The sequence below is a fragment of the Streptomyces sp. NPDC111802 genome (assembly GCF_055634335.1).
Map to the genome: position 1 here is coordinate 254108 of NZ_JBVKCZ010000008.1, position 12124 is coordinate 266231.

Genomic DNA, 12124 nt, shown 5'->3' on the forward strand with positions numbered 1-12124 from the left:
ATCTGTGTGTCACCAGTGCCAAGGAAGTGCCGAAGTGCGAAGGAAGTGCCAACCAGTGGTTCAGCGCGCCGTCTTGGGATCGAAGGCGTCCCGGACGGAGTCCCCGAGCAGGTTGAACGCGACGATGAAGATGATCATCGAGATGCCGGGGAAGAACATGTAGGTGATGTCGTTCTGCATCACGAGCTCGGTGGACGCCTTGGAGAACATCTGCCCCCAGTCCGGCGTCGGTTCGACGATGCCCACGCCGAGGAAGGACAGGCCGGCCTCGGCGGTCACGAAGTTGGGAAGCATGTAGGTGCCCTGTACGAGGATCGGGGTGACCACGTTCGGCAGGATCTCCCTGCGGATGATCCGCCACGGCGGGGCCCCGCTCACCTTGGCCGCCTCGATGAACTCCCGTTCTCGCAGGGCGAGTGTGGTGCCCCGGAGGATCCGCCCGAGGCTCATCCAGCCCAGGAACCACTGCACGAGGATCAGCGCGACCACCCGGACGTAGACGGGAGTCTCGTCGCGCGGGCTGACGAACAGTGAGACCACGACCGGCATGCTGGCGATGAAGAACAACTGGGCCGGGAAGGCGAGCAGGAAGTCGATGATCCTGCTGAGCCAGTAGTCCGTCCTCCCGCCGAGATAGCCGGCCGTGACGCCGAGCAGGATGCCGGTGAGCACGGTCGCGAGCGTCACGGCGACCGAGATCCCGAGCGAAGTCCTGATGCCGTAGAGCAACTTGGTGAAGACGTCGTATCCGTTGCCCGGTTCGAGGCCGAACCAGAACTCGCCGCTGATCCCGCCGTTGGGCTGCACGGGCACGCCCGCGCTGTCGAACAGCTCGGGCCGTTCGTCGGCGTACACCGTGTACGGGTTCTTGCCGTACAGCCAGGAGATGACCGGGGCGAGCAGGCCGATCAGGAAGAAGAAGAGGACGACATAGGCAGAGATCACGCCGGTGCGGTCGCGCTTGAAGCGGATCCACATCAGCTGGCCGGGGGAACGCCCGACGAGCTGCTCCTCCTCCCCCTGCACCGCCGGCGGTGGTTCGCCGTCCGCGATGACCGAGGTCCCGCCACCCTCAATACCGATACGACTTGTCACGTTTCGCCCGTTTCGCTGGTATGGGTATGCCAAAGCGAGGCGTGCGGAAGTCCGCAGCCGGACGCGCGTAGGAGGTGTTCGCCCAGCCCTCCGACACCCCTGACGGAGGATCAGGCCACCCCTATTGCTCGTGAGTCGACACTGTCCCCACAGTGCGAGACCCATTGACCCGAGCGCTGCCGCTAACTATCTGCCATGAGCCAACTACCGACCACCGTCTTTAAATCTCAATTCAGTCACAGCTCACGCCTAGATCTTCCAAAATCCGGACAAAGTGTTTGCGGGGAGAAGGGCGCGAAACGGACTTGTTACATGGCTATCGTGCGAGGATCTCCGCATTTCGGACATGGGGGCGACTCTCGGCCAGTAAAAAACGGCTTGCAAAAAAGCCCGGGCTCCCCCTAGTAGGGGGAGCCCGGGCTCAAGTGTCCGGGAATCAGCCGTGCTTGGCGCGGCTCGCGGCGCGGGCACGCTCGCGGGCGTCCAGGTTCACCTTGCGGATGCGCACCGCCTCCGGGGTGACCTCGACGCACTCGTCGTCGCGGCAGAACTCCAGGGACTGCTCCAGGGAGAGCTTGCGGGGCGGCACGATCGCCTCGAACGAGTCGGCCGAGGAGGACCGCATGTTCGTGAGCTTCTTCTCCTTGGTGATGTTCACGTCCATGTCGTCGGAGCGCGAGTTCTCACCGACGATCATGCCCTCGTACACCTCGGTACCCGGGTCCGTGAACAGCACGCCGCGCTCCTGCAGGTTGGTCATCGCGAACGCGGTGACGGCACCGGCGCGGTCGGCGACCAGCGAACCGTTGTTACGGGTCTGCAGGTTGCCGAACCAGGGCTCGAAGCCCTCGTGGATGGAGTGGCCGATGCCGGTGCCGCGGGTCTGGGTCAGGAACTCGGTCCGGAACCCGATGAGACCGCGCGAGGGCACCACGAACTCCATGCGCACCCAGCCCGACCCGTGGTTGGACATGTTGTCCATACGGCCCTTGCGGACACCCATGAGCTGCGTGACCGCGCCCATGTGCTCCTCGGGGACGTCGATCGTCATGCGCTCGACGGGCTCGTAGACCTTGCCGTCGACGTCCTTGGTGACGACCTGCGGCTTACCGATGGTCAGCTCGAAGCCCTCGCGGCGCATCTGCTCGACCAGGATGGCCAGCGCCAGCTCACCACGGCCCTGCACCTCCCAGGCGTCCGGGCGCTCGGTGTCGAGGACGCGGAGCGAGACGTTACCGATCAGCTCGCGGTCGAGGCGGTCCTTGACCTGACGGGCGGTGACCTTGCGGTCCTTGACGGCCGCCTTGTTGTCGGCGCCCTTGCCGGTGCCGCCACGGCCGACCAGCGGCGAGGTGTTCGTGCCGATGGTCATGGAGATCGCGGGCTCGTCGACCGTGATCAGCGGCAGCGGAATCGGGTTCTCGGTGTCGGCGAGGGTCTCGCCGATCATGATGTCCGGGATACCGGCGACCGCACAGATGTCACCGGGGCCGGCCTTCTCGGCGGGCTTGCGGGTCAGCGCCTCGGTCATCATCAGCTCGCTGATGCGGACGTTGCTGATGGAGCCGTCGCGCTTGATCCAGGCGACCGTCTGGCCCTTGCGCAGCTCGCCCTGCTCGACGCGGACCAGCGCGATACGTCCGAGGAAGTTGTCCGCGTCCAGGTTGGTGACGTGCGCCTGGAGAGGGGCCTCCTCGTCGTAGGTCGGGGCCGGGATGTGCTCGAGGATGGTGGAGAAGAACGGCTCCAGGCTGGTCGAGTCGGCCGGGACCGTGCCGTTCTCCGGCTTGGTCAGCGAGGCGATGCCGTCACGGCCGCAGGCGTAGACGATCGGGAACTCGATCTGCTCCTCGTCGGCGTCCAGGTCGAGGAAGAGGTCGTAGGTCTCGTTGACGACCTCGTCGATCCGGGAGTCCGGGCGGTCCGTCTTGTTGATGCACAGGATGACGGGCAGGCGCTGCTGCAACGCCTTGCGCAGCACGAAGCGGGTCTGCGGCAGCGGGCCCTCGGAGGCGTCGACCAGCAGCACGACACCGTCGACCATCGACAGACCGCGCTCGACCTCGCCGCCGAAGTCGGCGTGGCCGGGGGTGTCGATGATGTTGATGGTGATGACGTCCCCCCCGTCCTTCGGGTGGTACTTCACCGCCGTGTTCTTGGCCAGGATCGTGATGCCCTTCTCACGCTCCAGGTCGTTCGAGTCCATCATGCGGTCGTCGACGCCTTCGAGCTGGTGCGCGGCGAAGGCGCCGGCCTGCTTCAGCATGCCGTCGACGATGGTGGTCTTGCCGTGGTCGACGTGGGCGACGATGGCGACGTTGCGGATGTCGTGGCGCGTGGCCATATTGCGGCGTACTCCCGGAGTGGTGAGGACGGCTCTCGCGTACGTGTTGGACGCGGGCCCTGCCGGGCTGGACACGCCACGGCCTCACCCCATGGTACGGGGCCGCTCCCGTTGAGGCTCGCCGGGATACATCGGTGCAGGTGGGGGTGGGTTTGGGGGTGCGTTACCCCGGGTCAGTTGGGCGACGCGCCTGCCGACGGTCCCGTGCTCTTCCTCAGGAAGCCCATGTCCTCGTACACCGGCGTCCCGAAGCCGAAGGCTCCCGCGTTGGCGACGTTCGTCCTCGCCGCCGTGAGCTGGGGGCGCTGGAAGAGGGGGATGGAACCGGCCGCCGCCCAGATGCGGGAGTCCGCCTTGCGGATCAGGGCACGGGACTCGGACTCGTCCAGCGTGGCGACGGCCTCGTCGAAGAGCTGGTCGACCTGGTCGGTGCCGACCCGCGTGTAGTTCTGCTCGACGTTCAGCGAGCCGTCGGCGGCCGGCACGGGCTTGGCGTAGATGGGCCGGGCGTCGGTCGCGGGGTAGGCGGAGGCCGGCCAGGAGTAGAGGGCGAGGTCGTACTGGCCGGACGCGATGTGGTCCTTGAAGTAGCTCTCGTCCGCGACCTTGGTGATCACGGTACGGATCCCGACCCGCTCCAGCATGATCCCGATCCGGTCCGCCACCGTGCGCAGCGTCTGCGACCCCTCTCCCGACGGCACCACGAAGCGCAGCGTCAGCGCCTTGCCGTCCTTCGCCAGCGGCCGCGCCGCCGCGCCCGCCGGTGCGGGGGTGCCCTGCGGGGCGTACGCGCCGGGCGCCCCGCCCGGCTGGAGCTGCTTGTTGCCGTACTGCTTGCCGTCCTGGGCGAGGTGCTTGCCCGTGCGGCCCTCGTCGTCGTCCGCCTTGTTGTCCTCCCCGACGATGTACGTCCCGTCGTCCTCGCCCTCGGAATCCGAGTCCTTCTTCGGCTTCTTCGCCCCGCTCCCCTCCGGCTTCTCGCCCTTCTCGCCCTTCTTCTCGCTCTTCTTCTCCTTCTCTCCGCTCTCCCTCTTCTCCGCCTCGCTCCCCGCCGCCTTCTCCCCCTTCTTCTTCTCCTTCTCGACCGGCCCGCCCGGCACCCACCCGGCATCCGCGAGCAGGGCCTGTGCCTCCGCGGTGTCCTGGTCGCCGATCGCGCCGCTGTTGTCGGCGTACGCCGCCTGGCCGGACAGCGCGAGATGGCTACCGACCGGCTCGGCGGGCAGGCCGAGCGGGGACAGGATCAGCTTCGCCAGCTTCTCGCGGTCGATGGCGCGTGCCACCGCCCGCCGCACCCGTTCGTCGGCGAACGGACCGTCGCCGCCGTTGAGGGCGAGCTGGGTGTACGCCGGCTCCAGCGACTTGCGTACCTCGAAGCCCCGGAACCTCGCCTTGTCCCGCCGCTGCCTGGGGGTCAGGGTGCGCCGGTCCGGGCCCATCCGCGGTGACGCGGAACTGAGCGGCGTACCGGAGGCGCCGGCGGTCACCGGTCGCGGCGGTGCGGCGAGCGCGATGCGCCGGGCCGCGGTGGGGTCGACCTCGGCGAGGTCGAGCCGCCCGGCGGCCAGCGCGGCGGCCCGCTCGTCGCGCGGCACGGCCCGCAGCACGATCTCGTTCAGCTTGGCCCGCTCCCCCCACCAGCGGGGGTTGCGGGTGAGCGTGACCTCGTCGTCCTTGCGGTCGATCCTCTTCACCGTGAACGGCCCGGCGGTGACCTTGAGCTTGCGCCGCGCCCCGTCGTTGAACGAGTCCGGCGTGCCCATGACCTCTTTCGGGTACAGCGGCGAGAACAGGGACCGCCAGTCCGCGTACGGCCGTCCGAAGGTGACCCGCACCTCCAGGTCGTTGTCGCCCCGCTCGATCTTCTCGATGCGGTCGTAGCCGGCGTTGCGGGCGGTCCAGTAGGCGCTGTCCTTGCCGGACAGGGCCCGCCACTGGGCGGAGAAGTCGGCGGCGCCGATCTCGCGGCCGTCGCTCCAGACGGCCTGCTGGTTGAGCTTGTACAGGACGACCTGCTTGGGCTCGGTCTCGACGATCTTGGCCGACTCCAGATAGGCCGGGTTGCGCTCCGGACGCCCGCTCGCGTCGAGCCGGAACATCGACGGCAGGGTGGCCTGCGCGATCCGGTTCGTGGTGGCGTCGGCGTCCGACTGGAAGGTGTTCAGCGTCTCCGGCACGGCGTCCACGGCCCACCGCAGGGTGCCGCCGTCGGCGACCTCGCTCCGGCCGGCCGGCGCGATGTCCTGTCCGGCCAGCGGCTTGCCTGCCGGGTCCGGGTCGCTGCAACCGGCGAGGGCGGGCACGGTGAGCACCGCCGCGGTCAGGAAGACGACAGAGCGCATGACCGCGCTGCGGCCTGGCCTGGATCCGACGCCGTCGTGGGACATCTCCGTACCTCCGGGGAGCGGCTCCCGCCGGTGACAATATGTGCGTTCTGATCACTTTTGGCGGTATTTTGGAGTTGATCAGATGTAAGGCACCCCACTGAAGAGGAAAGGGTTCGTCCGGCGGAGCCGACACGGCGGCGAGTGCGAACAAGCTCACCCATGCGGAGCAACGCGCCCGTCGCACTTCCTTCGACTCCCCGGCGTACACAGAGCGCGTGCGGGCGCGCGTCGGAGGCGTGCAATCCGCCAATCGCTGCACATGCCTTCACAGAGGCAGGTGTGACGCGCGACACTCGCAGGCGCATGAACGTTGCCACCCAGGGCCGAAGGGCCCACAGAAGTGAGGTCACGTCATGTCCGTGCAAGACGACCTGACAGCTGTCCAGCGCTGCCTCGACGACCTGGCCCGGTCCATGGGCCGCCTCGAGCAGCAGCTGGGCACCGGCGGGCTGGAGATGCGCCGTGTGCGCACCGACGCCGACCATCTGCGCGAGAGCGTGGCGCTGCTGCGGGAGTCCGCCGCGTCGCCGGGCGGGCAGCGCAGGCCGGAGCTCGTCACCATCCCCGACACGCCGTACGACGACTCTCTGTGGATCGACACGGACGACGAGGGTCTCGGCGCCCGGGACCGCCGCGCCCCCTGATCCCACCCCCTGACCCGACCGGAGTCATGCATTGGCCACTGGTACGGAACCCCATCTGAACAGCGGCGGCGTACGAACCGGTACGCGCGCCGCGATCACCGCCCCGCACCTGCGGACCGACCGCTGGTGGCTGGCCCCGGCCGCCACCGCGGCCGGTCTGCTGGCGTTCATCGTGTACTCGACGTGGCGGGCCTTCGCCAACGCGGACTACTACGCGGCGCCGTACGTCTCCCCGTTCTACTCGCCCTGTCTCGCCGAGAACTGCGAGTCCATGCGCGCCGGGCCGAACTGGGACCTGTTCGGGAGCTGGTGGGGCATCTCCCCCGCGATCATCATCCTGATCTTCCCGCTCGGCTTCCGCCTGACCTGCTACTACTACCGCAAGGCCTACTACCGCGGCTTCTGGATGTCGCCCCCGGCCTGCGCCGTGGCGGAGCCGCACAAGAAGTACTCCGGTGAGACCCGCTTCCCGCTGATCCTGCAGAACATCCACCGGTACTTCTTCTACGCCGCGCTCCTGGTCGCCGGGATCCTGACGTACGACACCGTGCTCGCCTTCCGCGACGAGAACTACGAGTGGGGCCACATGGGTCTCGGCACCCTCGTCTTCCTCGCCAACATCGTGCTGATCTGGGCGTACACCCTGTCCTGTCACTCCTGTCGGCACATCGTCGGCGGCAAGCTCAAGCACTTCTCCAAACACCCCGTGCGCTACCGCATGTGGCAGTGGATCGGGAAGCTCAACGCCCGCCACATGCTGCTCGCCTGGGCGTCGCTGGTGAGCGTGGCGCTCGCCGACTTCTACGTGTATCTCGTCGCGTCCGGGGTCTTCGACGATCCGCGCTTCTTCTAGATTGAGTGGGGACTGAAACCAATGTCCGTGGTCGAACGGCAGGAGTGGGACGTCGTCGTGGTCGGCGCCGGGGGCGCGGGCCTGCGTGCGGCGATCGAGGCGCGTGAGCGGGGCGCCCGTACGGCCGTGATCTGCAAGTCGCTGTTCGGCAAGGCGCACACCGTGATGGCCGAGGGCGGCATCGCGGCGGCCATGGCCAACGCCAACCCGCACGACAACTGGCAGGTCCACTTCCGCGACACCATGCGCGGCGGCAAGTTCCTCAACCAGTGGCGGATGGCCGAGCTGCACGCGCAGGAGGCGCCGGAGCGGGTGTGGGAGCTGGAGACGTGGGGGGCGCTGTTCGACCGTACGAAGGACGGCCGTATCTCGCAGCGCAACTTCGGCGGCCACGAGTACCCGCGCCTCGCACACGTCGGCGACCGCACCGGCCTGGAACTGATCCGCACCCTGCAGCAGAAGATCGTCTCGCTGCAGCAGCAGGACAAGAAGGAGACCGGCGACTACGAGTCCCGTCTGAAGGTCTACCAGGAGTGCACGGTCACGAGGATCCTCAAGGACGGTAGCCGGGTCTCCGGCGTCTTCGCGTACGACCGCGAGACCGGCCGTTTCTTCGTCCTCGAAGCCCCCTCCGTGGTGATCGCGACGGGCGGGATCGGCAAGTCCTTCAAGGTGACGTCGAACTCGTGGGAGTACACCGGCGACGGGCACGCGCTGGCGCTGCTCGCCGGGGCCCCGCTGCTGAACATGGAGTTCGTGCAGTTCCATCCGACGGGCATGGTCTGGCCGCCGTCGGTGAAGGGGATCCTGGTCACGGAGTCGGTACGTGGCGACGGAGGGGTGCTGCGCAACTCCGAGGGCAAGCGGTTCATGTTCGACTACATCCCCGACGTCTTCAAGGAGAAGTACGCCGAGTCGGAGGAGGAGGGCGACCGCTGGTACGAGGACCCGGACAACAACCGGCGTCCTCCGGAGCTGCTCCCGCGTGACGAGGTGGCGCGGGCGATCAACGCCGAGGTGAAGGCGGGCCGGGGCTCGCCGCACGGCGGAGTGTTCCTGGACGTCTCGACGCGGATGCCGGCGGAGGTCATCCGCCGTCGCCTGCCCTCCATGTACCACCAGTTCAAGGAGCTGGCGGACGTGGACATCACCGCGGAGGCGATGGAGGTCGGGCCGACCTGCCACTACGTGATGGGCGGCGTCGCGGTCGAGTCCGACACGGCGGCGGCGCGCGGGGTCCCGGGCCTCTTCGCGGCCGGTGAGGTCGCCGGCGGCATGCACGGCTCGAACCGTCTCGGCGGAAACTCCCTCTCCGACCTGCTGGTGTTCGGCCGCCGGGCGGGCTGGCACGCCGCCGAGTACGCGGCGGCGCGGGCCTTCGAACGCCCCGAGGTCAGCGATATCCAGGTCGACTCGGCGGCGGCGGAGGCGCTGCGGCCGTTCTCGGCGGAGGGCCCGGCCGGGGGCGAGGACGACGGGCGCCCGCCGGAGAACCCGTACACCCTCCACCAGGAACTCCAGCAGGCCATGAACGACCTGGTCGGCATCATCCGGCGCGAGGGCGAGATGGAGCAGGCGCTGGAGAAGCTCGCCGAACTGCGCGTACGGGCCCGTCGAGCCGGGGTCGAGGGGCACCGCCAGTTCAACCCCGGCTGGCACCTCGCGCTCGACCTGCGGAACATGCTGCTGGTCAGCGAGTGCGTGGCGCGGGCGGCGCTGGAGCGCACGGAGTCGCGGGGCGGACACACCCGCGAGGACCATCCGACGATGGACCGCAAGTGGCGCAACATCAATCTGCTGTGCCACCTCGCCGACCCGACGGGCGGCCTCGCGGCCACCGATCCGGAACGCGGCCAGATCGATCTCGTACGCGAGACCACCGAACCCGTCCGACAGGACCTGCTGGCTCTCTTCGACAAGGAAGAGCTGGTCAAGTACCTCGCCGAAGAGGAGCTCTACCAGTGAGCAGCTACGAGGCCCGTTTCAAGGTGTGGCGGGGCGATGTGCGGGGCGGCGGCCTGGAGGACTTCAAGGTCGAGGTGAACGACGGCGAGGTGGTCCTCGACATCATCCACCGGCTCCAGGCCACCCAGGCGCCCGATCTCGCCGTCCGCTGGAACTGCAAGGCGGGCAAGTGCGGTTCGTGTTCCGCCGAGATCAACGGGCGGCCGCGGCTGCTGTGCATGACGCGGATGTCGGTGTTCACCCCGGAGGAGACGATCACCGTCACCCCGCTGCGGGCGTTCCCCGTCGTACGGGACCTGGTCACGGACGTCGGCTTCAACTACACCAAGGCCCGCGAGGTCCCGGCCTTCGTCCCGCCGGAGGGTGTGGGCCCCGGCGAGTACCGGATGATGCAGGAGGACGTGGACCGCTCGCAGGAGTTCCGCAAGTGCATCGAGTGCTTCCTGTGCCAGGACACCTGCCATGTCGTGCGCGACCACGAGGAGAACAAGCCGGCGTTCGCGGGCCCGCGCTTCCTGATGCGGATCGCCGAGCTGGACATGCATCCGCTGGACGCGGCGGGCGAGGCCGGCCTGGACCGCAAGAAGACCGCCCAGGACGAACACGGTCTCGGCTACTGCAACATCACCAAGTGCTGCACGGAGGTCTGCCCCGAGGGCATCAAGATCACGGACAATGCGCTGATCCCCCTGAAGGAACGGGCCATCGACCGCAAGTACGACCCGTTGGTGTGGCTGGGCTCGAAGATCGGGAGGCGCTCGTCACAGGCGTGAGGCGCCCGCGGTAGGGCGCCCCGTGCTTCTGCCTCTTCACTCCGCCCCACCCTGGACGCACCCCGGTCGCGCGGGGCCATTGGTGCCCATACGCTCCGAAATGTGACGTCATCCTTGATCCGGGGCCGGCCGCGGCGTGGGCGCTCGCAGATATCGGTGCGGGTGGTGCATGCGCTGTTGGGCGTGCTGGTCGGGGTGGTGTGGCTGGTGCTGCCCGGTCTGCCGGCCGGTGGCGGGGGTGCGGTCGCGGGCGGGGTGGAGCGGCCCGTCGCCGGGGCGGTGGGGCAGCGGGAGGACGAGGGGAGTTCCGCCGTCGACTTCGTGCTGCCGGTGGCGGCCGTTGTCGTGGTGGGTGCGCTCGCGGGGTACGGGTTCGTGCGGCGCAGGCGGCGGGCCCGGGGCCGTACGACTCCCGGTGGGGCGGCGGCGCAGGTCGCGGAGCAGCCCGTCGGCAAGCTCGACGAGCGGGCGCGGGCCTCGCTGGTGGCTGCCGACGACTGGGTGCGGGTCAGCGGCGAGGAGCTGGGGTTCGTCGCGGGGCGGTTCGGGGCGGGGGACGTCGAGCGTGTCGAGCCCTTCGCGCGGGTTCTGCGGGACGCGGAGGCCGAGTTGGCGGTGGCGTTCGGGATGCGGTGGCAGTTCGAGGGCGGGATGCCGGAGGAGGTCGCGGCTCGGCGGCACGCGCTGGCGGGGATCGTCGGGCGGTGCGAGGAGGCGGGGCGGCTGCTGGATGCGCGGGCCGCCGCGTTCGACCAGGTTCGGGGGCTGGAGGAAGGGCTGGGCGGCGGGCTGGGGCACGCTCTGGCCGTCGCCGAGGGACGGTTCCGGGAGCTGACCGGGCGGGCGGCGGTTGCCGGTGCGGTACTGCGGGAGTGCGGTGAGCGCTACGTCCCCTCCGCGACCGCCGGCATCGCAGGACACGTCGAACAGGCCAAGGACCGGCTGGTGTTCGCCACGACCCGCCTCAACCACGCCCGCCAGTCCGCCGACTTGGGCGAGACCGAACGCGCCGCGGCCCAGCTGCGCGCCGCCGAGGGCGCCATCGCCCAGGCCACCGCCTTCATCAACGGCGTCGAACGACTCGCCGACGACCTCACGACAGCCGCGACGCTGGTACCGGCCGCGCTTACGGGCGGTGAGGTGGAGATCGCCGGGGCGCGGGGGTCTAGGGCGTGGATCGCCGGGGCGAGGGGGTCAGGGGCGGAGGTGGTGGCGGCGAGCGGTGAGGGGGAGGCCGCCGGGGCGAGGGGGCCGAGGGCGTGGATCGCCGGGGCGAGGGCGGAGCGGGGCGGGAGGGCCGACGGGGAAGGGAGCGGCGCCGGGGCGCGGGAGGCCGGGGCCGGGACGAGGGCAGAGGGCGCCGCGAGGACCGGCGATCAAGAGGACAGCGCCGAGGCGCGGACGTCGGCCGCAGGGCCGAGGGCGGAACCGGGCGGGATGACCGGCGGTGACGAGAGCGGCGCCGGGGCCGGGGGGCCGTACGAGGATGTCCCTCTCGGCGAGCTGCGTGCCCGGGTCGGGCATGCCGATCTCGTGCTGGCCGGTGTGCGGGAGGAGTTGGCGTCGGGGCGGCCGTACGATCCCCTCGATCTGTTGCGGAGGATCGTGCGGGGCGTCGCGCCGGTCGCCGCGGGGCGGGCCTGGGTGATTCCGGCCGCCGCCCTGGTCTGCGCGCGCGGTGCCGTCGCCGGGGCGGACGACGTCGTCGCGACGCATCGTGCGGCCGTGGGCGCCGAGGCACGCACCCGGCTGGCGGAGGCACGGCGGCTGCTCGCTCCCCCGGTGCCCGCGCCGGCCGGGCGGGGCCCGCGTGAGGAGCTCGCCGACCTCGTCACGGCCGACACCCTGGGCCGGCGGGCCCGCGAGCTGGCCGAACAGGACATCCGCGTACACGGCCACCCCGCCGAGGCGCCGAGCGCAGACGTCGACGGACTCGCCGGGGCGCTCCTCGGCGGCATCCTGCTGGGCGGGAAGCCGGACGGCGGCGCCCCGGCCAGTTTCGGCGGACCGCACAGCCGGGACCGACGGGGCGGCATGGCCCTCGCGTGAGCCCCGTCGGACAG

8 protein-coding genes are annotated in these 12124 nt (G+C 69.9%); 5 read left to right on the forward strand and 3 right to left on the reverse strand.

Going from position 1 to position 12124, the window contains the following annotated elements; translation table 11 throughout:
• Positions 1-60 precede the first annotated feature (60 nt).
• The 3 genes from ACZ7NC_RS11620 to ACZ7NC_RS11630 form a co-directional block, all read right to left on the reverse strand.
• Positions 61-1095: an ABC transporter permease gene (locus ACZ7NC_RS11620; protein WP_471487114.1), complete on the reverse strand. Its 1035-nt coding sequence runs from the start codon at positions 1093-1095 to the stop codon at positions 61-63.
• Between the two features lie 436 nt (positions 1096-1531).
• Positions 1532-3439 carry a translational GTPase TypA gene (typA, locus tag ACZ7NC_RS11625; RefSeq protein WP_471487116.1) on the reverse strand — a complete coding sequence of 636 codons (1908 nt, stop codon included), beginning with the start codon at positions 3437-3439 and terminating at the stop codon, positions 1532-1534.
• Between the two features lie 173 nt (positions 3440-3612).
• Positions 3613-5826: an ABC transporter family substrate-binding protein gene (locus ACZ7NC_RS11630; RefSeq protein WP_471487117.1), complete on the reverse strand. Its 2214-nt coding sequence runs from the start codon at positions 5824-5826 to the stop codon at positions 3613-3615.
• A 353-nt stretch (positions 5827-6179) separates the two neighbouring features.
• Here ACZ7NC_RS11630 and ACZ7NC_RS11635 point away from each other — a divergent pair, with 353 nt between their 5' ends.
• From ACZ7NC_RS11635 to ACZ7NC_RS11655, 5 genes are all read left to right on the forward strand, one after another.
• On the forward strand, positions 6180-6470 hold the full coding sequence (locus tag ACZ7NC_RS11635; protein ID WP_471487119.1) for a hypothetical protein: 291 nt from the start codon (positions 6180-6182) through the stop codon (positions 6468-6470).
• 31 nt (positions 6471-6501) lie between these two features.
• Entirely contained in the window at positions 6502-7323 is an 822-nt protein-coding gene (locus ACZ7NC_RS11640; protein WP_471487121.1) for a hypothetical protein, read from the forward strand.
• A gap of 21 nt (positions 7324-7344) precedes the next feature.
• On the forward strand, positions 7345-9288 hold the full coding sequence (locus tag ACZ7NC_RS11645; protein WP_471487123.1) for a fumarate reductase/succinate dehydrogenase flavoprotein subunit: 1944 nt from the start codon (positions 7345-7347) through the stop codon (positions 9286-9288).
• A complete protein-coding gene (locus tag ACZ7NC_RS11650) occupies positions 9285-10061 on the forward strand; it encodes a succinate dehydrogenase/fumarate reductase iron-sulfur subunit (RefSeq protein WP_471487124.1) in 777 nt (258 codons plus the stop codon). The genes ACZ7NC_RS11645 and ACZ7NC_RS11650 overlap by 4 nt, the downstream gene beginning before the upstream one ends.
• 102 nt (positions 10062-10163) lie before the next feature.
• Entirely contained in the window at positions 10164-12110 is a 1947-nt protein-coding gene (locus tag ACZ7NC_RS11655) for a hypothetical protein (protein WP_471487126.1), read from the forward strand.
• Positions 12111-12124 lie beyond the last annotated feature (14 nt).